Raw genomic sequence first — 21570 nt, forward strand, 5'->3', positions numbered from 1 at the left:
ACCACTGTTTGGTCATGAGGCCCATGAAGGAGGTCTCGTGACTGACCTGTATCGACTCGCCATGGCGGTACTCCAGCCAGGCTTCGAGGGGACCACCGCCCCCGACTGGCTGAAGAAGGCGCTTTCCGACGGGCTCGGCGGGGCCGTGCTCTTCGCCCGCAACGTCTCCCCCGGCACCGCGGGACTGGTGGCCGAGCTGCGGGCGGAGAACCCCGCGGTGGTGGTCGCCATCGACGAGGAGGGCGGGGTCGTCACCAGGTTGGAGGCCCGCGAGGGCAGCTCCTTCCCCGGCAACAGGGCGCTCGGCGTGGTCGACGACGTGGCGCTGACCGAGCGGGTGGGCCGGCAGATCGGACGGCTGCTCGCCGAGACGGGCATCACACTCAATTACGCCCCCTCGGTGGACGTCAACGCCAACCCGGCCAACCCGGTGATCGGCATCCGCTCCTTCGGCCCGACCCCCGAGCTGGTCGCGCGCCACTCCGTGGCCTATGTCAAGGGCGTGCAGGCGGCGGGCGTGGCCGCCTGCGCCAAGCACTTCCCAGGACACGGCGACACCGTCGCCGACTCCCACCTGGAGCTGCCGACCGTGCACGCCTCGCTCGACCAGCTCTGCGCCCGCGACCTGCCGCCCTTCGAGGCGGCGATCAGGGCGGGGGTGCGCTCCGTGATGTCGGCGCACCTGCTGATCCCCGCGCTCGATCCGGAGGGGCCCGCGACGCTCAGCCGTACCATCCTGACCGGGCTGCTGCGTGAGGAGCTGGGCTTCGACGGGATGGTGGTCACCGACGCGATCGAGATGAAGGCCGTCGCGGCGATGTATCCCCCCGGTGAGATCGCGGTGCGCGCGCTCAACGCGGGCGTCGACGCGATCTGCGCGGGCCTGGTCACCGCGGAGGGCCTGTACGAGATCCGCGACGCGATCGTGGCGGCCGTCAGGGACGGCTCGCTGCGGGAGGAGCGTCTGGCCGAGGCCGCGGGCAGGGTCCTGGCCCTCTCGGAGTGGCACCGCGCGCAGCGGTCCGAGGTGGAGGCCGACGACGGGGCGGGGCTCGAGGCGGCGCGCAGGGCGCTCACCATCACGGGCGAGGCCAGGCTGACCACCGCGCCGCTCGTCGTGGAGGTCAACACCAGGCACAACCAGGCCATCGACCCCGACACGCCCACCGGGCTCGCCGCCGCGCTCGGCGAGCTGCTGCCGGGCACCACGCGCGTCGGCAAGCTCCCCTCCGAGCTGGGCGACCAGCCTGTGGTGCTGGTCATCCACGACGCGGCGCGCCACCCGTGGGTGCGGGAGACGGTGGCGGAGGCCGTACGGCGCCGCCCCGATGTGATCGTCGTGGAGACGGGCATCCCCGCCGAGCCCGCGGGCGCCACCTACATCGCCACGAACGGCATCTCCAAGGTCTCGGCCAAGGCGGCGGCCCAGTGGCTGACCCGATGAACGAGCCCGTGAACCCCGTCCTGCAGGTGCGGGCGGTGCTCCCTTCGCTCACCCCCGCGGCCCAGGCCATCGCCAAGATCATCCTGGATGACCCCGGCGTGGTCGTGCGCAGCACGATCACGGAGTTCAGCGCCGTCTCCGGCACGAGCGAGGCGACGATCGTGCGCACCGCCCGCGCGCTCGGCTACTCCGGCTACTCCCAGCTCCGCTTCGCGCTGGCGGGAGCGGTGGCCAGAGAGACGCCCGAGCGGCTGGTGCCGGGCGACCTCGGCCCCGACGACCCGCTCACCGACGTGATCGCCAAGGTGACCAGGGCGGAGGTCGACGCGCTGTCCGACACCGCCGAGCAGCTGGTGCCCGAACAGCTCGGCGAGGTGGTGGCGGCGATCGCCGCCGCGCGCAGGATCAACGTCTACGGCGTCGGCGCGTCGGGCCTGGTCGCGGCCGACCTGGCGCACAAGCTCATGCGCATCGGCCTGTCCAGCCATCCCTTCAGCGACGCGCACCTCGCGCTGACCAGCGCCGCGCTGCTGCGCGAAGGCGATGTCGTGGTGGCGGTGAGCTGCTCGGGCGAGACCACGGACGTGATCGTGCCGACCAGGACGGCGAAGGAGTCCGGCGCGCTGGCGGTGGCCATCACCAACAACCCCCGCTCGTCGCTCGCCCAGGTGGCCGACCACGTGCTGGTGTCGGCGGGGCGGGAGACCGCCTTCCGTCCTGGGGCGCTGGCCAGCAGGATCAGCCAGCTGCTGATCGTGGACTGCATCTTCGTCGGGCTCGCCCAGCGCACCTTCGACAGCTCCGAGACGGCTCTGCGGGCGACCAGGGAGGCGCTCAAGGTTTTCAGAACCCGATGAAGGAAATTTTCATCTATAGTCTTTGCTGATTAGATTTTCGCCATTCCACGGGGGAATCATGTTGCGCGATCTCGTCACCGAGCAGCAGCTGCCCGGCCTCGACGATCTCGACGGGCTCAGCACACTCGACCTGGTCAGGCGCATGGGCGAACAGGACGCGCTGGTCCCCACCGCGGTGGCGGGACAGTCGGCGCGGATCGCCGCCGCCGTGGACGCCGTCTCCGCGCGGATGCGGGAGGGCGGCAGGCTGATCTACCTCGGAGCGGGCACGGCGGGGCGCATCGGCATGCTGGACGCCAGCGAGTGCGGCCCCACCTTCGGCACGACGCCCGAGGAGGTGTTCGCGCTGATCGCCGGTGGCCCCTCGGCCTTCGCGGTGGCCGTGGAAGGGGCGGAGGACTCCGCCGCGCTCGCCGTCTCCGACCTGACGGAGGTCTCCCTGTCGGCCGCCGACGCGGTGGTGGGCATCTCGGCCAGCGGACGCACGCCGTACGCGGTGGGCGGCGTGCGGCACGCCAGGGCCCTGGGCGCGATGACCGTCGGGGTGGCCTGCAACGAGGGCTCCCCGCTCGGCGAGGCCGCGGAGATCGCCATCGAGGTGGTGGTGGGGCCCGAGTTCCTGACCGGCTCGACCAGGCTCAAGTCGGGAACGGCGCAGAAGCTGGTCTGCAACATGATCTCGACGTTGACGATGGTCAGGCTCGGACGCACGCACGGCAACCTGATGACGCACCTGGTGGCCTCGAACGAGAAGCTGTGGGCGCGCGCGCACGACCTGGTCTCGTCGATCACGGGGCTGCCGGACGCGGAGGTCGAACCCGCGCTGCAGGCGGCGGAGGGCTCGGTGCCGACGGCGGTCATCATGCTGCTGACCGGCGCCGACCCCGACCAGGCCCGCGAAGCCCTCGCCCGCACGTCGGGCAACCTCCGCGAGGCGCTGCGCTCCTTCTGATCCCGTACGGCTAGGCGAGGGAGCGCTCGGCCGCCTCCACCACGTTGGACAGCAGCAGGGCGCGGGTCATGGGGCCCACGCCGCCGGGGTTCGGGGTGAGGAAGCCCGCGACCTCGGCCACGTCCGCCGCCACGTCACCGGCGATCTTGCCGTCGACCCGCGACACGCCCACGTCGAGCACCGCGGCGCCCGGCTTGACCATGTCGGCCGTGATGAGCCCTGGAACCCCTGCCGCCGCCACGACGACGTCGGCGCGGCGCACGTGCGAGGCCAGGTCGGCGGTGCCCGTGTGGCAGAGGGTCACGGTGGCGTTCTCGCTGCGGCGGGTCAGCAGCAGGCCGAGCGAGCGCCCCACCGTGATGCCGCGCCCGACGACCACGACGTCGGCGCCCTTCAGCGGCACGCCGTACTCCTGGAGCAGCAGCACGATGCCGTGCGGCGTGCACGGCAGCGGCGCGTCGACCATGTGCACCAGGCGGCCGAGGTTGACCGGGTGCAGGCCGTCGGCGTCCTTGGCGGGGTCCATGCGCTCGAGCAGGGCCATGGTGTCGAGGTGCCTGGGCAGCGGGAGCTGGACGATGTAGCCGGTGCACGAGGGTGAGGCGTTGAGCTCGTCGAGAGCGCCCTCGACGTCGGCCTGGGAGGCGCTCTCCGGCAGGTCGACGCGGATGGAGGCGATGCCGACCTCCGCGCAGTCGCGGTGCTTGCCCGCCACGTAGATCTGGCTGCCGGGGTCGTCGCCGACCAGCACGGTGCCGAGCCCCGGGACGACGCCACGCTCCTTGAGCGCGGCCACCCGCGTGGTGAGGTCCGCCTTGATCTTGGCCGCGGTGGCCTTGCCGTCGAGTTTCGCTGCGCTCATGTCCCCCATCCTTCCAGAACGTCCCCGTGGGCCGGTCGCTACGCTGGCCCGTGCACGAGAAACGGACGGAAGGGGCGAAGGTGGATCTGGCCGCGCGGGGAGCGGAGTTCGCCGCATTCTGGCGGGAGCGGCACCTGTGCACGCTGACCACGGTCCGCCCCGACGGCACACCCCATGTGGTGCCGGTGGGCGCGACGCTCGACCTGGAGGCGGGGATCGCCAGGGTCATCACGTCGGGTCGCTCCCACAAGGCCCGCCTGGTCGCCGGCGGCGCCCTGGTCGCGCTCTGCCAGGTCGACGGGCGGCGCTGGTCCACCCTCGAGGGGACGGCCGTGCTGCGCACCGAGCCCGACCAGGTCGCCGACGCCGAGGCCCGCTACACCGCCCGCTACAAGCCGCCGCGTCCCAACCCCGACCGCGTGGTGATCGAGATCACGATCACGAACACCCTGGGCAACGTGTGATCACCGTCGTCGGCGTGGGCGCCGACGGCTGGGACGGCCTCCCGCCCGCCGCGAGGCAGGCGATCTCCGAGGCGGCCGTGCTGGTCGGCTCGGCCCGCCAGCTCGACCTCGTGCCCGGGACCGGCGCCAGGAAGGTGCGCTGGCCCTCGCCGCTGCTGCCTTCGCTGCCCGGCCTCGTCTCCGAGCCCGGCACCTGCGTGCTGGCCAGCGGCGATCCGATGTTCTTCGGCATCGGCGCGACGCTGGCTGGGACGGTCGGCCCGGAGAACCTGCGCATCCTGCCGCATCCCTCCAGCCTCTCGCTGGCCTGCGCGCGGCTGGCATGGCCCGTCGAGGAGACGCCGGTCGTCAGCCTCGTCGGCCGTCCGCTCGACGCGCTGCGCGCTGCCGTGCTGCCGGGGCGCAGGCTGCTGGTGCTCACGGCCGACGGGCAGGGCCCCGTCCAGGTGGCGGAGCTGCTGCGAGAGCACGGCTACGGCGCGAGCGTCCTGCACGTGCTGTCACGGCTCGGCTCGGCGGAGGAGTCACGGGTGACGGGCCTCGCCGCCGCATGGGAGGCCAAGGGCGAGGAGCTGAACGTGGTCGCCGTCGAGTGCGTGGCCGACCAGGGGACCGTGCCGCTGCCGCTGGTGCCGGGGCTGCCCGACGACGCCTTCGAGCACGACGGGCAGCTCACCAAGCGCGAGGTGCGCGCGGTCAGCCTGGCGCGTCTCGCGCCGCTGCCCGGCCAGTCGCTGTGGGACGTCGGCGCGGGGGCGGGCAGCGTCGCGATCGAGTGGATGCGCACCCATCCGTCATGCAGGGCGGTCGCGGTGGAGAGCCGCCAGGATCGCGCGGCCAGGATCGCGCGCAACGCCGCCGCGCTCGGCGTGCCCGGCCTGCGGGTGGTCACGGGCAGGGCGCCCGAGGCGCTGGAGGGACTGCCGACGCCCTCGGCGGTGTTCGTCGGCGGGGGCGCGACCCTCCCCGGACTGCTCGAGACCTGCTGGGCCGCCCTGCCGCGGGGCGGCAGGCTGGTGGCCAACGCCGTCACGCTGGAGTCGGAGTCCGTCCTGACCGGCTGGTACGGCAGGCACGGCGGCGACCTGGTCCGCCTGTCGGTCAGCAGGGCCGCCCCCGTGGGCGGCTTCACGGGCTGGCGGAGCATGATGCCGGTGACCATCTGGACAGCGACCAAGGAGAGCCGCACGTGACCGTCCACTTCATCGGCGCGGGCCCCGGCGCGGCGGATCTGATCACGCTTCGCGGCCTGCGGCTGATCGAGTCCTCCCCCGTGTGCCTGTACGCCGGTTCGCTGGTGCCAGGCGAGCTGCTGGAGTCGTGCCCCCAGGGCGCCCGCCTGGTCGACACGGCGAACCTCACGCTCGACGAGATCGTCGCCGAGCTCGCCGCCGCCCATGCCCAGGGGCTGGACGTGGCCAGGCTGCACTCCGGCGACCCTTCGGTGTTCAGCGCGATGGCCGAGCAGATGCGGCGGCTGGACGCGATCGGCGTGCCGTACGAGGTGGTGCCGGGGGTGCCCGCGTTCGCCGCCGCCGCGGCGACGCTGGGCAGGGAGCTGACCGTGCCAGGCGTCGGGCAGACGATCATCCTGACCCGCACGTCGGCACGGGCCACCCCGATGCCGCCGGGAGAGGACCTGACGACGCTCTCGGCGAGCGGCGCCACGATGGTGCTGCACCTGGCCGTCCAGCGGATCGCGCAGGTGGCGCAGGAACTCGTGCCCGGTTACGGGGCCGAGTGTCCCGTGGCGGTCGTGGCCAGGGCCAGCCGCGAGGACGAGCTGGTCATCAGGGGCACGCTCGCCGACATCGCCGCCAAGGTGAGCGAGGCGGGCGTGGTCAGGACCGCGGTGATCGTCGTGGGCAGGGTGCTGACCGCCACGCACTTCCCTGACAGCCACCTCTACTCCGCCGAGCGATGCCGTCAGCCGTGACGGCCCACGATCGTCCCCGCTCTGTCGATCACCACGACGTCCACCTCGACGGGCGCGCCGCGCAGCACTCCCGCCGCGGTGGCGTGGGCCCGCTCGGCCACCAGGTCACCCAGCGGCTCGCCCGCCTCCTCGGCCAGGCGCAGCGCGTGCAGGGCGGTGTTGGCGCCCCTGATGCGCTCGGCCAGCTCCGGCGCGGCGACCAGCCCCGCCAGCAGGCCCAGGTTCACCTGCGAGCGGCCCGAGTGCAGGTCGAGGTGGCCGTCGGCGAGCTTGGACAGCTTGCCCACGCCGCCCGCGATCGTCAGCCTGGGCACGGGGTGGCGGCGCAGGTACTTCAGCACCGCCCCCGCGAAGTCGCCCATGTCGAGCAGCGCGTCGTCGGGCAGGCCGTACAGCTCGGCCGCCACGCGCTCGGAGGTGCTGCCCGTGCACCCCGCCACGTGCGTACGGCCTGCGGCGATGGCCACGTCCACGCCCCTGCGGATGCTGTCGATCCAGGCCGAGCACGAGTACGGCACGACGATGCCCGTCGTCCCGAGGATCGACAGCCCGCCCAGGATGCCGAGCCTGGGATTCCAGGTGCGCCTGGCCAGCTCCTCACCGTGCTCGACGGAGATCTCCACCACGACGTCGCCGTGGCCGCCGATGGCCGCGATGTGCTCGGCCATCATGCGGCGGGGCACCGGGTTGATGGCGGGCTCCCCCACCTCCAGGGGCAGGCCCGGCTTGGTGACCGTGCCCACGCCCCGGCCCGCCGCGAACGTGACGCCGGCGCCGGGGGCGGCCTGCCGTACGGTCGAGGTGATCAGCGCGCCGTGCGTCACGTCGGGGTCGTCGCCCGCGTCCTTGACCACCGAGGCCGAGGCGAAGCCGTCGCCGAGCGACTCCCTGGCCAGCGCGAACGCCGGACGCTGGCCCTTGGGCAGGGTGATCGTCACAGGGTCGGGGAAGTCGCCGGTGAGCAGCGCCGTGTAGGCGGCCGCCGTCGCGGCGGTCGCGCAGGCGCCGGTCGTCCAGCCATGACGCAGTGGCGTGGTCATGCTTCGAGGATGGGGGACGCATGCGGAGGGTTCTGATCCTGGGCGGAACGGCGGAGGCGCGCGCCCTCGCGGCGGAGCTCTCCGGACGGGTCCACGTGGTGTCGTCGCTGGCGGGACGGGTGCGCGATCCCCGGCTGCCGGTGGGCGAGGTCCATGTCGGCGGTTTCGGCGGGGCCGAGGGGCTGGCGGCGTGGCTGTCCGCAGGGCGGATCGACGCGGTCGTGGACGCCACGCATCCCTTCGCGGCCAGGATGACCGCCTCGGCCGTGGAAGCCTGCCGTACCACCGGGACGCCCTTGCTGGTGCTGCGGCGGCCGGGATGGGCGCACAGGCCGGGATGGCGGCAGGCCGGCTCCCTGGAGGAGGCCGCGCGCCTGCTGCCCTCGGTGGGCAGCAGGGTGTTCCTGACGACGGGACGGCGGAGCATGCCGGTGTTCGCCGGGCTGACCGACCTGTGGTTCCTGGCCAGATCGGTCGATCCCCCCGAGCCACCCATTCCCCGAAATTTCCTGATACTGCTGGCGCGCGGTCCGTACACGGTCGAGGGTGAGCGGGAGCTGATCCGCGCTCACGGGCTCGACGTGCTGGTCACCAAGGACAGCGGCGGCGCCCTGACGGTCGCCAAGCTCGACGCCTTCGAGGAGGCGGGACTGCCGGTGGTCGTGGTCCGCAGACCGCCGCTCCCCGAAGGCCTGGTGGCCGTGGAATCCGTGGCGGCCGCCGCGGAGTGGGTCCACGCGGTGTAGCAGGTTCCGGGGGTTCACGCCGGGTAGCGGCGCGGGGTGTAGACGGTGCCGCCGTCCGTCGCACGGGTGGTGGAGGAGCCGATGATGAGCAGGCAGCGCATGTCCACCTGCGAGGGGTCCAGCTCGCCGAGCGTGGTGACGGTGATCGTCTCCTGCGGGCCCCCGACGTCGCGGCCGATCACCACGGGGGTGGCCGGGTCGCGGTGCTCCATGAGCAGGTCGCGGGCGGCCCCCACCTGCCAGGTACGGCTGCGCGAGGCGGGGTTGTAGATCGCCAGCACCAGGTCGGCCCTGGCCGCGGCCCGCAGCCGGTCGGCCACCACCTCCCACGGCTTGAGCAGGTCCGACAGGGAGACCACGCAGTAGTCGTGCCCGAGCGGCGCGCCTGCCCTGCTCGCCACGGCGTGCGCGGCCGTCAGCCCGGGGACGATCCGCACGGGGACGCCGGGAAAGTCCTCCGCCGCCTCCAGCACGGCGCTCGCCATCGCGAACACGCCGGGGTCGCCCGAGGAGACGACGGCCACCCTGCGGCCTTCGCGGGCCAGCGACAGGGCGTGCGCGGCGCGCTCGGCCTCGACCCTGTTGTCGGTGCGGTGCCGGATCTGGCCCGGCCGCTGCGGCACCCTGTCCACGTAGGGGCCGTAACCGACCAGGTCGGTCGCCTCGGCCAGCACCTGGTGGGCCTCGGGGGTGAGCCACTGCTCGCCGGCGGGCCCCAGCCCGACCACGGCCACCCCCGCCCAGTCCCCCTCGCCACGCCCCTCGTCGCGGCCTGTGGAAAGCCCCGACGTTTCGTCGCGGCCTGCGGAAAGCCGCGGCTCGTCGCGGGTGCCGTCCGCGGAGAGCGCCGGCAGGTCGGCGCGCCTGCTGCCGCTGGGCAGCATCGCCAGGGAGAAGTAGGGAACGCTCGCAGGATCCACGTCCTTCAGGCGCTCGATCCGCTGGTTCGCCGTGGTCGCCCGCTCGACGTACCAGGCCTCGTCGAGCCGCCCGGCCTCCGCCAGGGCGTCCCTGACCTTCTCGAACGTCCGCCCCAGCTTGAGCACCGCCACCGAGTCCGCGCTCCTCAGCTTCTCGGCGATCACCTCGGCGGGAAGCGTGCCAGGCAGGACGGTCAGCGTCTCCTCGTGCTCCACCAGCGGACGCCCCAGCACCGCGGCGGCCCCCGCCACCGACGTGACCCCCGGCACCACCTCGGTCTCGTAGCGATGGGCCAGCCGCTTGTGCATGTGCATGTAGGAGCCGTAGAAGAGCGGATCGCCCTCGCACAGCACCACCACGTCCCTGCCCGCGTCGAGATGGGCCGCCAGCCGGTCGGCGCACTCGGCGTAGAAGTCGTCGAGCGCGCCCTGGTAGCCGCCGGGATGGTCGGTGCTCTCCGTGGTCAGCGGATACTTCAGCAGCTCCTCGGCCTGCCCCTCCCGCATGTACGGCAGCGCGATCGAGCGCGCGATGCTCCTGCCGTGCCTGGCGCTGTGATAGGCGATCACGTCGGCCTGGCCGATCAGCCTGGCCGCCTTTACCGTCACCAGCTCGGGATCGCCAGGCCCCAGGCCCACGCCGTACAGCCGTCCCGCCACCGTGTTCACTCCCGCTCACTGGCGATCGCGTTGACCGCGGCCGCCGCCATCGCACTGCCGCCCCTGCGGCCGTGCACCACCAGATACTCCAGGCCGCTGCTCGCCAGCGCCTGCTTGGACTCGGCCGCGCCGATGAAGCCCACGGGGATGCCGAGCACCGCCGCGGGCCGTCCCGCGCCCTCCTCGACCAGTTCGAGCAGCCTGAACAGGGCCGTCGGCGCGTTGCCCACCGCGACCACCGCGCCGTCGAGCCTGTCGCGCCACAGCTCCAGCGCCGCCGCGCTGCGCGTGGTCCCCATGCTCTCGGCCAGCGCGGGGACGCTCGGATCGCCGAGCGTGCAGACCACCTCGTTGTCGCGCGGCAGGCGGCTCCTGGTCACGCCGGAGGCGACCATCATGGCGTCGCAGAGGATGGGCGCGCCGTCCCGCAGCGCCCGCCTGGCGTCGGCGACGACCTTCTCCGAGTAACCGAGGTCGGCCACCAGGTCGGTCATGCCGCAGGCGTGGATCATGCGAACGGCCACCTGCGCGACGTCCTGCGGCAGACCGCTCAGATCGGACTCCGCACGGATGGTGGCGAACGAGCGCCGGTAGATCTCGGCGCCGTCACGGATGTAGTCGCTCACATGTCCCCTCTGGTCTCTGTCTTCTCTGTCTTCCTGCCGTGCCCGACCCGGTAGCCGGTCGGGGTGGCGACCACGTCGGCGACCTCCCCCTTCGGGCGCCCGCACCGCCGCTCACACCCGGCCCAGTGAACGAGGACATCGTCGGGGACGGCCGGCGTGGACGGCTCTCGTGTGCCCATGGCCCACCGCCTGGCATCACCTTGGACGTCGGCGAGCGACTTGGCGCACCCGGGACTCCCTGTGCAGGCGCTGAGCCCCGCCCAGGCAGTGCCGGACCCGGTGACCAGCCCCACCGTGGTGAGCTCGTCGGCGACCCGCTCGACGTCCTCGGGACGGAGGTCGGGAAGGACGGCCGTCCGCCAGGGCGTGACCCGCACCTCGTCGGCCACGTCGGCCAGCGCCCTGGCCTGGTCCGCGGAGAGCCGTCCGAGCGGGACCACCACCTCCAAAGCGACCCGCCCGTCCCGCTGCGGGACCACCCGCGCGTCCGGCGCCCGTAAGCTCGCGATCTCCCGGGAGGGACCGCCCGGTGACCCGCCCTCGTCCCTCGACGCGGCCGGCCCGCCGTGGAGCAGGCGGGAAGCGAGCAGGGCGGGGCCGTCGGGGAGGTCACCGACGCGCCAGGCCGTGCCGCCGGACAGCTCGAGGAAGGCCGAGGCGGCCGCGAGCATCGACGGGACCACCTCGTCCACGAGCACCGGGATCCCGGCCGTCGCCCCGCCGAGGTGGAGGAGGCCGCCGGAGGGCGAGGTGGCCAGAAAGGTCACGTCGGCGCCGATGGAGAGCAGGTCGCCCGTGCCGTCGTCGAGGGCGAAGAGGAACCGGCCCGACAGCCCGGTCAGCTCAGGGCTCGCGCACAGCCCCCGGTCCAGGGCCGTGACCAGCGGACGCACGTCCACCAGAGACGCCTCCACCCGCCCGGCCAGCGGCGAGGCGAGGATGTTGCGCACGCGCTCGTGCGTCTCCGACGGCAGCAGCCCCACTGCGGCGATCCGAGCGGCGAACGCCCCCGCCTCCGTCGCCGATGGAGCGTCGGCGGGGGGAAGGCCTCTGAGCTGGAGGTTGGCGCGGGAGGTCAGTTCGATGACGCCCGAGCCCAGCTCGGCGGAGCAGGCGGCCACCTCTCGCAGCTGGGTCGCGGACAGCGCGCCGCCCGGGATGCGGATGCGGGCGAGGGCGCCGTCCGCGGCGGTGTGGACCTGTAGCGCCCCTGGACAGGCGTCAGGGCGCACATGTCCGTAAAAGTCGGCTATGTCCACGGGGAGGATGGTAACCCGTCCAAAACCCTCTAGGCTGATCGCAGACGAGGGCGAACGGAGGAAGCCGGTGCGATGCCGGCGCGGTCCCGCCACTGTAACCGGGGAGCGAACCCCACCGAAGGCCACTGTCCGGCGACGGACGGGAAGGCCGGGGTGAGCGTCGATCCGGAAGCCAGGAGACTCCCGCTCTCGTGACACCCGCGACCGGGGCGAGGACCCCGAGGGAGGAGTTCCGCCGTGTCCGAGGCGACCCCCGAAACCCCGTCACAGGCGACCCCCGACGCCCAGACCCTGGTGCTGTTGCTCTCCACCTCCGACACCGACCTGCTGAGCGCCAGGGCGAGTGGCGCCGCGTACCGGCTGGGGAACCCCGCACGGCTGACACCCGAGGAGCTGCCCGCGCTCGTCGAGGGCGTCGACCTGGTGGTGGTGCGGCTGCTCGGCGGGCGCAGGGCGTGGGAGGAGGGCCTCGACCGGCTGCTCGCCGGCCCCAGGCCGGTGGTGGTGCTGGGCGGGGAGCAGGCGCCTGACGCCGAGCTGATGGAGCTGTCCACGGTCAGCGGCGGCACGTGTGCCGAGGCGCACGCCTATCTCGCCCACGGCGGCCCCGGCAACCTGGCCGAGCTGCACGCCTTCCTGTCGGACACGGTGCTGCTGACCGGGCACGGGTTCGCCGCCCCCGAACCGACGCCGACGTGGGGCCTGCTCGACGAAGAGCCCCGATCCGCCGCCGGCCTCCGCGAGGGGGGCGGTGCGGAGCGGCCCGTGGTGGGGGTGCTCTACTACCGGGCGCATCATCTGGCAGGGAACACCGCATTCGTCCGCGCTCTCTGCGAGGCGATCGAGGAGGCGGGCGGGCGCGCGCTGCCCGTCTTCTGTTCCTCGCTGCGTACGGCGGAGCCCGAGCTGCTGTTCGTGCTGGGACAGGCCGACGCGCTGGTGGTGACCGTGCTGGCGGCGGGGGGCAGCAGGCCGGCGACCGCAGGAGCCGGTGGCGACGACGCGGCGTGGGACGTCGGCGCGCTGGCCGAGTTGGACATCCCCATCCTGCAGGGCCTGTGCCTGACCACGAGCAGGCAGGCGTGGGAGGAGAACGACGACGGCTTGTCCCCGCTGGACGCCGCCTCGCAGGTGGCCATCCCCGAGTTCGACGGCCGGATCATCACGGTGCCGTTCTCGTTCAAGGAGGTGGATGAGGACGGCCTGACCGTCTACGTGGCCGATGCCGAGCGCGCGGCCCGCGTGGCAGGCACCGCCGTACGGCATGCGAGGCTCAGGCACGTCCCGAACGCCGACAAGAAGCTCGTGGTGATGCTGTCGGCCTACCCGACCAAGCACTCGAGGATCGGCAACGCGGTCGGCCTCGACACCCCCGCGAGCACCGTGAAGCTGCTGGCCAGGCTGGCGGAGGCGGGCTACGACCTGGGCGAGGGCCTGCCCGGCGTGGCAGGGCAGGACGGCGACGCGCTGATCCACGCCCTCATCGCTGCGGGCGGGCAGGACCAGGACTGGCTGACGGAGGAGCAACTGGCCGCCAACCCCGTGCGCATCCCCTCCGCCACCTACCTCGAGTGGTACGGCACGCTCCCCGAGGAGCTGCGCGAGGCGATGGAGCGGCACTGGGGCCCGCCGCCCGGCGAGCTGTTCACGCACGAGGGCGACATCGTCCTGGCCGCGCTCAGGGCGGGCAACGTCGTGGTTATGGTGCAGCCGCCCCGGGGGTTCGGCGAGAACCCGATCGCGATCTACCACGACCCCGACCTGCCGCCGAGCCACCACTACCTGGCCGCCTACCGGTGGCTGTCGGCGGAGTTCGGGGCGCACGCGATGGTGCACGTCGGCAAGCACGGCAACCTGGAGTGGCTGCCGGGCAAGTCGGCGGGGCTGTCGGCGGCGTGCGGTCCTGACGCGGCGCTGGGCGATCTGCCGCTGGTCTACCCGTTCCTGGTGAACGACCCCGGCGAGGGGACGCAGGCCAAGCGGAGGGCCCATGCCGTCCTGGTGGACCACATGGTGCCGCCGATGGCCCGCGCGGAGACGTACGGGGACATCGCCAGGCTGGAGCAGCTCCTCGACGAGCACGCCTCGATCGCCGCGATGGACCCGGCCAAGCTGCCCGCGATCAGGGCGCAGATCTGGACGCTGATCCAGGCCGCCAGGCTCGACCACGATCTGGGGCTGGCCGATCGCCCGCACGACGCGGAGTTCGACGACTTCCTGCTGCACGTGGACGGCTGGCTGTGCGAGGTGAAGGACGCGCAGATCCGCGACGGCCTGCACGTGCTCGGCGCCGCCCCCGAGGGCGCGACGCGGGTGAGCCTGGTGCTGGCCATGCTGCGCGCCCGCCAGATGTGGGCGGGCGCGCAGACACTGCCGGGGCTCAGGGAGGCGCTGGGTCTGGCCGAGGACGGCAGCGCGGGCCTGGGCGACGTGGACGCCGCCGAGGAGAGCGCCAGGGCGCTGGTCGAGGGCATGGAGGCCAGGGGCTGGGACCCCGCCGCCGCCTCCGAGGTGACCGAGTCGATCCTCGGCACGACAGGGCCTGCCGGCCTCTCCGAGCGGGATCCCACGCTCGGAGGAAAGCCGGGGGCGGGGCGGGAGACGGTGACGCGGATCCTGGAGTTCGCCGCCACCGAGGTCGTCCCCAGGCTGGCCAGGACGACCGACGAGATCGACCACCTCCTGCACGCGCTCGACGGCGGCTACGTCCCGGCAGGGCCCAGCGGCTCCCCGCTGCGCGGCCTGATCAACGTCCTTCCGACCGGCAGGAACTTCTACTCGGTCGATCCGAGGGCGGTGCCGAGCAGGCTGGCGTGGGAGACGGGCCAGGCGATGGCGGAGTCGCTGCTGGCCCGCTACCGCGCCGAGACCGGCGAGTGGCCGAGCTCGGTGGGGCTGTCGGTGTGGGGCACCAGCGCGATGCGCACGGCGGGCGACGACGTGGCGGAGGTGCTCTCGCTGCTCGGCGTGCGCCCGGTGTGGGACGAGGCGTCGAGGCGGGTCACCAGGCTCGAACCCGTGCCGCTGGAGGAGCTCGGCCGTCCGCGCATCGACGTGACGGTCCGCATCAGCGGCTTCTTCCGCGACGCCTTCCCGCACGTGGTGGCCATGCTGGACGACGCGGTGCGCATGGTGGCCGCCCTGGAGGAGCCCGCCGAGGACAACCACGTGCGCGCCCACGTCGCCGCCGACCTGGCGGGACACGGCGACGAGCGCAGGGCCACGATGCGCGTGTTCGGCTCGCGCCCCGGCGCGTACGGCGCGGGCCTGCTCCCCCTCATCGACAGCCGCAACTGGCGCGACGACGCCGACCTGGCCGAGGTGTACGCGGTGTGGGGCGGCTTCGCCTACGGCCGCGACCTGGACGGCGTGCCCGCCCGCCAGGACATGGAGAGCGCCTACCGCCGTATCGCGGTCGCGGCGAAGAACATCGACACCCGCGAGCACGACATCGCCGACTCCGACGACTACTTCCAGTACCACGGCGGGATGGTGGCGACCGTACGGGCGCTGACGGGCCGCGCCCCCGCGGCCTACGTGGGCGACAGCACCCGCCCCGACGCCGTGCGGACGCGCACGCTGTCGGAGGAGACCTCGCGGATCTTCAGGGCGCGGGTGGTGAACCCGAACTGGCTGGCCGCGATGCGCCGCCACGGCTACAAGGGCGCCTTCGAACTGGCCGCGACCGTCGACTACCTGTTCGGCTACGACGCCACCACCGGCGTCATCGCCGACTGGATGTACGACAAGCTCACCGAGGCGTACGTGCTCGACCCCGAGAACAGGGAGTTCATGGAGCGGTCGAACCCGTGGGCGCTGCACGGGATCGCCGAGCGCCTGCTGGAGGCCGCCGAACGGGGGATGTGGGAGCACCCCGACCCTGACGTGCTGCGCGACCTGCAGGAGGCCTACCTCAAGGCGGAGGGCGACCTGGAGGACGACACCAGCCGCTGAGCGGCGCTCGGCGTGCCGGCCCAGTGCAGGTGCAGGTAGGAGGCGGTCAGGAGCGGGTCGCCGTGGCCGTCTCCGCCGCCCTCCCACCGGAAGAGCGGCTCGCCGTCCGTGGTCACGGCCGTCCGGTGGAACTCGTGCCCCCTGTACGGCTCGCCCGCGCGGGTGAGCAGCGAGTCGCGGGTGGCGACGGCGTCGCGGTAGCCGAGGGTGAGCCTGGGCGTCATTTCCGCCTTCGCCGGGATTTTTCCGCACATGGTGTGGTCGTCGAGGCTCTCGCACAGGTACAGCAGCCCCGCGCACTCGACCGCGACAGGGCCGGGGAAGGCGGCGATCCGCCGCTTGAGCGGCTCGTTGGCGGCCAGGTCGGCGGCGTACATCTCGGGGAAGCCGCCGCCGATCACGACGCCCGCCGTCCCCTCCGGCAACGCCTCGTCGCGCAGCGGATCGAAGGTCGCCACCTCGGCCCCTGCCGCCTGGAGCAGCTCGGCGTGCTCGGCGTACCCGAAGGTGAACGCCGCGCCCCCGGCCACCGCGACCACCGGCCCGCTGCCGCGACCGCCTCGCGGCGCACCGGCCGAGGCCTCCGCCCGGCTGCCCCCGGGCACGTGCCCCGCAGCCTCGGGCACGCCCCCCGCAGCCTCGGGCACGCCCCCCGCAGCCTCGGGCATGCCCCCCGCAGGAGTGGCCAGCGCCTCGCCCGGGCTCCACGGCCGTCCGGGCAGCGCGGGAGCCGTCCGCGCGAGTCGTACCAGCGCCTCCAGGTCGCACGAGCGGGCCACCAGTTCGCCCAGCCTCTCCACCGCCGCCACCGCCTCGGCCTCACGCTCGGCGGCGGGGATCAGGCCCAGATGGCGCGAGGGCGTGGAGACGGCGTCGTCGCGTCGCAGCGCGCCCATGACCCGCACCCCCGCCGCGGCCAGCGCCGACCGGCACAGCTCCTCGTGCCGGTCGGAGCCCACCCTGTTGAGGATGACGCCGCCCACCCGCACGCGAGGGTCGAAGGTGGCGAACCCGTGCACGACGGCCGCCACCGACCTGCTCTGACGGGCGGCGTCCACCACGAGGACGACAGGGGCGTCCAGCAGCCTGGTGACGTGCGCGGTCGAGGCGACATCGGTGTCGCCCCTGCCGTCGAACAGCCCCATCACGCCCTCGACCACGGCGAGGTCCGCGCCGCGGGCGCCGTGCAGGAACAGCGGCCGCACCGTCGACTCGCCGGTCAGCCACGGGTCGAGGTTGCGGCCAGGCCGTCCGGTGGCCAGCGCGTGGTAGCCGGGGTCGATGTAGTCGGGGCCCACCTTGTGCGGCGAGACCCGCAGCCCGCGCGCCCGCAGCGCCGCCATGAGTCCCGTCGCCACGGTCGTCTTGCCGCTGCCCGAGGCGGGCGCGGCGATCACCAGGCGCGGCACTACCACTCGATGCCCTTCTGTCCCTTCTGGCCCGCGTCCATGGGGTGCTTGACCTTGCCCATCTCCGTCACCAGGTCGGCCACCGCGAGCAGCTTCTCCGGCGCGTCCCTGCCGGTGATCACGACATGCTGGCCGCCGGGACGGCCCGCGAGCGTCTCCACCACCTCGTCCAGGTCCAGCCAGCCCCACTTGAGCGGGTAGGTGAACTCGTCGAGCACGTAGAACCTGTAGGTCTCCCCCGCCAGGTCGCGCTTGATCTGCTCCCAGCCCTCGCGGGCGTCGGCGGCGTGGTCGTCCTCGGTGCCAGGACGCTGGATCCACGACCAGCCCTCGCCCATCTTGTGCCAGGTGACGGCGCCACCCTCGGCCGAGTCGCCGAGCACGCGCAGCGCCCGCTCCTCGCCGATGCGCCACTTGGCCGACTTCACGAACTGGAACACCCCGATCGGCCAGCCCTGGTTCCACGCGCGCAGCGCCATCCCGAACGCCGCCGTCGACTTGCCCTTGCCAGGGCCCGTGTGGACGATCAGCAGCGGCCTGTTCCTGCGCTGGCGGGTGGTGAGCCCGTCGTCGGGGACGATCTCCGGCTTGCCCTGCGGCATGTCAACCGGCCTTCCTGTAGTCGCGGATGAGGTCGTCCATCCCGTCGAGCGGGACGAGGTGGGCGCGCAGCCTCGCCGCGAGGCGTCCTGCCAGGCCCAGCCGTACGGGGCCGCTCTCGCAGTCGACGACGACGGCGGCCGTACCGGTGAGCAGGGCCGCGGCGCGGCCCACGTCGCCGCCCGAGGTGGCGCGCCCGTCGGTCACCACCACGAGCAGCGGTCTGCGGTCGGGGTCGCGCAGCCGCTCCACCCTCAGCATCTCGGCCGCGCGGGCCAGGCCCGCCGCCAGCGGGGTGCGCCCGCCCGTGGGCAGCGCGCGCAGCCGCGCCGCGCCCGCCTCGACCGACGAGGTCGGAGGGAGCGCCACCTCGGCGGCGGCGCCCCTGAAGGTGACCAGGCCGACCTTGTCGCGCCGCTGGTAGGCGTCCAGCAGCAGGCTCATGACGGCGGTCTTGACGGTGGTCATCCGCCTGCGGGCGGCCATGGAGCCGCTGGCGTCGACGACGAAGAGCACGAGGTTGCCCTCCCTGCCCTCCTTCACCGCCTCGCGCAGGTCCTCTCCTCGGACGAGCAGGCCGGGCCCGGTGCGTCCGCGCTCGCGCTGGTACGGCGCGGCGGCGGCGATCGTGGCGGTGAGGTGGAGCGAGCGGAGCGGGCCCTCGGGAACGCGCGCGCCGGTGGTGCGGCCGTGCGGGGTGCGCGCCCTCGACCGCCGCCCCGAGGCGCCGTCGCCGAGGCCGGGCACCTTCAGCCACGGCACCCGGTACGGCGCCGCCACACCCGCCACTTCCCCGCCCCCCTCGCCGGAGTCCTCCTCTCGGGGGGCTTCCGGTCGGGAGGGTCGGTCGCGGGAGGGTCGGTCGCGGGAAGACGCCTCCTCGCCGCCGGATCCGACGGCGTCGGCGCCACGCCGGTCACCCGAGCCGTCGCGCCCGCCCGACCCGTCGGAACCGTCCGAGCCCTCGGGCCCCTCAGCGCCCCGGGAGTCGTCGGGGCCGTGGGCGCCGTCGGGGTCTCGGGAGCCTCCTGGGCCGTCGTCGTCAGGGTTCTCGTCGTCAGGACTCTCGTCGCCGGAGGTCCTGGCCAGCAGGTCCTCCAGCAGCTGCTCGTCCAGCCCCGGCGCGTCGAAGGGGTCGCGCCTGCGCCGGTGCGGGAGCGACAGCCTGGCCGCCACCCGCACGTCCTGCGTGGTCACCACCGGTGAGCCCCGCCACGCCGCGTGCGCCACCGCGGCGTGCGCGGTGACCAGGTCGGCCCTCAGCCCGTCCACCTCGAAGGCCGCGCACACCTCGGCGATCTGGCGCAGCCTCGCGTCGGGCAGCTCCACCGAGGCCAGCCGCTCCCTCGCCGCCGCGATCCCCTCGGCCAGCGCCGCCTCCTGCGCGGTCCATCCGGCGGCGAAGCCGTCGGGGTCGGTGTCGTGGGCCATGCGCCGCCGTACCACCTCGGCCCGCTCGGCGGGGTCGCGCGAGGCCCGCACCTCGACGGTGAGCCCGAAGCGGTCGAGGAGCTGGGGACGCAGCTCGCCCTCCTCCGGGTTCATGGTGCCGACCAGCAGGAACCTGGCCGCGTGCCGGACCGAGACGGCCTCGCGCTCCACGTAGCAGGTGCCCAGGGCCGCCGCGTCGAGCAGCAGGTCCACGAGGTGGTCGTGCAGGAGGTTGACCTCGTCCACGTAGAGGACGCCCCTGTGGGCGGCCGCCAGCAGTCCTGGCTCGAACGCCTTGACGCCCTCGGTCAGCGCCCGCTCCAGGTCGAGCGAGCCGACCAGGCGATCCTCCGACGCGCCCACCGGCAGCTCCACCAGCGAGGCCGACCTGGTGACGGCCTGCTCGCCCGGCTCGTGCGGCCCGTCGGGGCACTGCGGGTCGGGCAGCAGCGGGTCGCAGGCGAAGCGGCAGCCCGCCAGCACGTCCACGGCGGGCAGCTGGGCGGCGAGCGCCCTGACGATGGTCGACTTGGCCGTGCCCTTCTCGCCCCTCACGAGCACGCCGCCCACGCGGGGCGAGACGGCGTTGAGCACCAGCGCCAGCTTGAGATCGTCGAGCCCGACGACGGCGCTGAAGGGATAGGTCACGAGGCGGCCTTTCGGTTGACGTATCCGATCCGCCACCCCTCGCGGGCGGCGGACAACTGGGTGAGGGAGAGCGGTGCGAGGTCGAAGGGGGCAGGATCGGCCCCGAGCGCGTGGCCGAGCGCGGCCCTGATGGCGCCCACGTCACAGACGACGACCGCCCTCCCCCGGCCGCCGCTCGCGCTTCGGCCGGCGCCGCTGTCGCCTTCCTGCTCGTACCGCTCGTCCAGCCAGCGCGCGACCCTCTCCGCCGCCGCCGAACGCGACTCGCCGCCGTGCGGCGCGGCGTCCCGGTCGGCCAGCCAGCGGGCGAAGGACTCGGGCTCCCGCACCGCGACCTCCTCGTACGGCAGGCCGGACCACCTGCCGTGGTCCTGCTCGGCCAGCGCCGCCACGACCACGGGCTCGAAGCCCATCGCCACCGCCGTCTCCCACGCCGCCCGTGCGGGCGACACGAACGCCGGCCCCGTCCCGAAGGAGCCGAGTGAGGCCGTGAGGCGCGCCGCCGCCTCCAGGCTCGACGGGTCGGCGCCCTCACTCCCCGAGGGGAAGCGCGCGCCGCGCATCCCTGGCGTGGAGGCGTGCCGGACGAACAGCACGCCGGTCAGCCGACCCGTGCCTTCGCGCGCTCGCCCGCCAGCGCGAACAGCGCGCCGAAGGCCGCCCAGAAGACCAGCTGGGTGCCGAGGGAGGCGACCCTGAAGTCCCAGAGCAACGAGGCGGGAAAGCCCGAGGGCACCTCGTCCACGGTGGGCAGCAGCACCCACGCGGCCACCACGGGGACCAGGAAGCACACGCCGCCGACCAGGCCGCGCGCCCACACCTCCTGGACGGTGACCCTGCGGGCGGCCGCGACGCCGATCGCGACGGAGGCGAGCCCGACGGCGACCATCACCACGTAGAGCAGGGTCCTGGCGGTGATGGTCTCCGGGTCGCCCACCGCGGGCGGGTTGGCCGGATATTTCAGGAAGGGGATGAGGACGATGGCGCCGAAGGCGGTCGCGGCGGCGGCGATCGCCAGCAGGGGCTCGGAGCGGGGTCCCACGCGACCGCGCAGCCCGGCGAAGGCGAGGGCGAACACGCCGCCCACCGCCACGCCGTACAGGCCGGTCGCGAGGAAGAGCCCGGCGCGCTGCACCGGCCTGCCGACCACGGCTCCCTCGCCGTGGTCATGCTCCGCCGGCGCCCCCGCCTCGTGCGAGTGCGGGGCCGACGCGCCGTCGCCGGGGGCGGCCGCCGCTGCGGCCTCCTCCAGCGCGATGGCGCTGTCGATGTGCGGCTCACCGGCGAGGAAGGCGAAGCCTCCGGCGACGAGTCCCGCGAGCAGCCCGACGAGCAGTCCCCTGACCAGCAGGGTTCTGATCACGGCCGGGCCTCAGTGGCACGGCACGCCGAGCAGGTGACGCCCGTCGTGCATCAGCTCGTGCAGGAACGTACCGGTCTGCGAGATCGCGCCGTTGTCCATCAGGACGAGGTAGGCGAGCAGCATCAGAACGGGCACGGCCAGCAGCCAGCGCGCAAGACGGTGGAGCGGAATCGGGTTCGCAGACGTGGACAGACCACTCATGTAGAGCCTCCTCAGGGATGACGCGTCCCGCTAGGTGAGGTCGCAGCGGTCAGGTGACCTGGCTCCCGAGGTTGTGGCCCCGGATACAGTGGCGCGTCCGCACCGGCATCTCACCGGATTTCCCCTGATTCGCCGCGAAATCTCCCGGAACGTATCTCTTCCTCCGGATCTCGTCAACATCGACGGCGCTTATGACAA

The 21570-nt window shown here is 73.7% G+C and carries 19 protein-coding genes and 2 riboswitches; of the genes, 8 read left to right on the forward strand and 11 right to left on the reverse strand.

Annotated features, from left to right (window positions below):
• Positions 1-37: 37 nt before the first annotated feature.
• The 3 genes from ABFX50_RS02015 to murQ are packed head-to-tail and all read left to right on the forward strand — an operon-like array spanning position 38 to position 3253.
• On the forward strand, positions 38-1444 hold the full coding sequence (locus ABFX50_RS02015) for a glycoside hydrolase family 3 protein (RefSeq protein WP_346142703.1): 1407 nt from the start codon (positions 38-40) through the stop codon (positions 1442-1444).
• A complete protein-coding gene (locus tag ABFX50_RS02020; protein WP_312895647.1) occupies positions 1441-2301 on the forward strand; it encodes a MurR/RpiR family transcriptional regulator in 861 nt (286 codons plus the stop codon). The genes ABFX50_RS02015 and ABFX50_RS02020 overlap by 4 nt, the downstream gene beginning before the upstream one ends.
• 58 nt (positions 2302-2359) lie before the next feature.
• On the forward strand, positions 2360-3253 hold the full coding sequence (gene murQ / locus ABFX50_RS02025) for an N-acetylmuramic acid 6-phosphate etherase (protein WP_346142705.1): 894 nt from the start codon (positions 2360-2362) through the stop codon (positions 3251-3253).
• Positions 3254-3263: 10 nt separating this feature from the next.
• Here the strand turns inward: murQ and ABFX50_RS02030 are convergent, their stop codons facing one another.
• On the reverse strand, positions 3264-4115 hold the full coding sequence (locus ABFX50_RS02030) for a bifunctional methylenetetrahydrofolate dehydrogenase/methenyltetrahydrofolate cyclohydrolase (protein WP_346142707.1): 852 nt from the start codon (positions 4113-4115) through the stop codon (positions 3264-3266).
• 80 nt (positions 4116-4195) lie between these two features.
• Here ABFX50_RS02030 and ABFX50_RS02035 point away from each other — a divergent pair, with 80 nt between their 5' ends.
• From ABFX50_RS02035 to cobM, 3 genes are read left to right on the forward strand one after another with little or no spacing between them, the layout of a single operon-like run.
• A complete protein-coding gene (locus ABFX50_RS02035) occupies positions 4196-4579 on the forward strand; it encodes a pyridoxamine 5'-phosphate oxidase family protein (RefSeq protein ID WP_346142709.1) in 384 nt (127 codons plus the stop codon).
• Positions 4576-5772, forward strand: a complete 1197-nt coding sequence (gene cbiE, locus ABFX50_RS02040; RefSeq protein ID WP_346142711.1) for a precorrin-6y C5,15-methyltransferase (decarboxylating) subunit CbiE — start codon at positions 4576-4578, stop codon at positions 5770-5772. The genes ABFX50_RS02035 and cbiE overlap by 4 nt, the downstream gene beginning before the upstream one ends.
• Complete coding sequence (gene cobM, locus ABFX50_RS02045) at positions 5769-6515, forward strand: precorrin-4 C(11)-methyltransferase (protein ID WP_346142713.1); 747 nt, start codon at positions 5769-5771, stop codon at positions 6513-6515. The genes cbiE and cobM overlap by 4 nt, the downstream gene beginning before the upstream one ends.
• Here the strand turns inward: cobM and ABFX50_RS02050 are convergent.
• Positions 6506-7555, reverse strand: coding sequence for a cobalt-precorrin-5B (C(1))-methyltransferase (locus ABFX50_RS02050; RefSeq protein WP_346142715.1), 1050 nt, complete (start codon positions 7553-7555; stop codon positions 6506-6508). The two genes, cobM and ABFX50_RS02050, sit on opposite strands and share 10 nt — an antisense overlap.
• 20 nt (positions 7556-7575) lie before the next feature.
• Here ABFX50_RS02050 and ABFX50_RS02055 point away from each other — a divergent pair, with 20 nt between their 5' ends.
• Positions 7576-8301 (forward strand): cobalt-precorrin-6A reductase, encoded by a 726-nt coding sequence (locus tag ABFX50_RS02055; RefSeq protein ID WP_346142717.1) that lies wholly within the window; start codon positions 7576-7578, stop codon positions 8299-8301.
• A 14-nt stretch (positions 8302-8315) separates the two neighbouring features.
• Here the strand turns inward: ABFX50_RS02055 and ABFX50_RS02060 are convergent, their stop codons facing one another.
• Genes ABFX50_RS02060 through ABFX50_RS02070 form a run of 3 tightly spaced genes read right to left on the reverse strand, consistent with a single transcriptional unit; the run spans position 8316 to position 11766 of the window.
• Positions 8316-9881, reverse strand: coding sequence for a precorrin-2 C(20)-methyltransferase (locus ABFX50_RS02060; RefSeq protein WP_346143038.1), 1566 nt, complete (start codon positions 9879-9881; stop codon positions 8316-8318).
• 5 nt (positions 9882-9886) lie between these two features.
• The gene (locus ABFX50_RS02065; protein ID WP_346142719.1) at positions 9887-10507 is read right to left on the reverse strand and encodes a precorrin-8X methylmutase; all 621 of its coding nucleotides are present in this window, start codon (positions 10505-10507) and stop codon (positions 9887-9889) included.
• Entirely contained in the window at positions 10504-11766 is a 1263-nt protein-coding gene (locus tag ABFX50_RS02070; RefSeq protein WP_346142721.1) for a precorrin-3B synthase, read from the reverse strand. The genes ABFX50_RS02065 and ABFX50_RS02070 overlap by 4 nt, the downstream gene beginning before the upstream one ends.
• Before the next feature lie 57 nt (positions 11767-11823).
• A riboswitch (cobalamin riboswitch) is annotated at positions 11824-11949 on the forward strand.
• Between the two features lie 108 nt (positions 11950-12057).
• On the opposite strand from ABFX50_RS02070, the gene cobN reads away from it, so the two are divergent.
• Positions 12058-15720: a cobaltochelatase subunit CobN gene (gene cobN, locus ABFX50_RS02075; RefSeq protein WP_346143040.1), complete on the forward strand. Its 3663-nt coding sequence runs from the start codon at positions 12058-12060 to the stop codon at positions 15718-15720.
• On the opposite strand, the gene ABFX50_RS02080 is transcribed toward cobN, so the two are convergent.
• Genes ABFX50_RS02080 through ABFX50_RS02105 form a run of 6 tightly spaced genes read right to left on the reverse strand, consistent with a single transcriptional unit; the run spans position 15675 to position 21372 of the window.
• Positions 15675-17120, reverse strand: coding sequence for a cobyrinic acid a,c-diamide synthase CobB (locus tag ABFX50_RS02080; RefSeq protein WP_346143042.1), 1446 nt, complete (start codon positions 17118-17120; stop codon positions 15675-15677). The genes cobN and ABFX50_RS02080 overlap by 46 nt on opposite strands.
• An 8-nt stretch (positions 17121-17128) precedes the next feature.
• Positions 17129-17731, reverse strand: a complete 603-nt coding sequence (gene cobO / locus ABFX50_RS02085; RefSeq protein WP_183650542.1) for a cob(I)yrinic acid a,c-diamide adenosyltransferase — start codon at positions 17729-17731, stop codon at positions 17129-17131.
• 1 nt (position 17732) lies between these two features.
• On the reverse strand, positions 17733-19808 hold the full coding sequence (locus ABFX50_RS02090) for a VWA domain-containing protein (protein ID WP_346142723.1): 2076 nt from the start codon (positions 19806-19808) through the stop codon (positions 17733-17735).
• On the reverse strand, positions 19805-20404 hold the full coding sequence (locus ABFX50_RS02095; protein WP_346142725.1) for a histidine phosphatase family protein: 600 nt from the start codon (positions 20402-20404) through the stop codon (positions 19805-19807). The genes ABFX50_RS02090 and ABFX50_RS02095 overlap by 4 nt, the downstream gene beginning before the upstream one ends.
• A gap of 5 nt (positions 20405-20409) precedes the next feature.
• On the reverse strand, positions 20410-21171 hold the full coding sequence (locus tag ABFX50_RS02100) for a CbtA family protein (protein ID WP_346142727.1): 762 nt from the start codon (positions 21169-21171) through the stop codon (positions 20410-20412).
• A 9-nt stretch (positions 21172-21180) separates the two neighbouring features.
• Complete coding sequence (locus ABFX50_RS02105; RefSeq protein WP_183650554.1) at positions 21181-21372, reverse strand: CbtB domain-containing protein; 192 nt, start codon at positions 21370-21372, stop codon at positions 21181-21183.
• Positions 21373-21403: 31 nt separating this feature from the next.
• A riboswitch (cobalamin riboswitch) is annotated at positions 21404-21532 on the reverse strand.
• Positions 21533-21570: the final 38 nt, after the last annotated feature.

Source organism: Nonomuraea recticatena, assembly GCF_039533245.1.
GTDB lineage: Bacteria > Actinomycetota > Actinomycetes > Streptosporangiales > Streptosporangiaceae > Nonomuraea > Nonomuraea roseola.

Coding starts and splice junctions, on each gene's coding strand:
- ABFX50_RS02105 (WP_183650554.1), bottom strand. CDS start 21,372: ATGAGTGGTCTGTCCACGTCTGCGAACCCGATTCCGCTCCACCGTCTT.
- ABFX50_RS02030 (WP_346142707.1), bottom strand. CDS start 4,115: ATGAGCGCAGCGAAACTCGACGGCAAGGCCACCGCGGCCAAGATCAAG.
- cobO (WP_183650542.1), bottom strand. CDS start 17,731: ATGCCGCAGGGCAAGCCGGAGATCGTCCCCGACGACGGGCTCACCACC.
- murQ (WP_346142705.1), top strand. CDS start 2,360: ATGTTGCGCGATCTCGTCACCGAGCAGCAGCTGCCCGGCCTCGACGAT.
- ABFX50_RS02050 (WP_346142715.1), bottom strand. CDS start 7,555: ATGACCACGCCACTGCGTCATGGCTGGACGACCGGCGCCTGCGCGACC.
- ABFX50_RS02055 (WP_346142717.1), top strand. CDS start 7,576: ATGCGGAGGGTTCTGATCCTGGGCGGAACGGCGGAGGCGCGCGCCCTC.
- ABFX50_RS02020 (WP_312895647.1), top strand. CDS start 1,441: ATGAACGAGCCCGTGAACCCCGTCCTGCAGGTGCGGGCGGTGCTCCCT.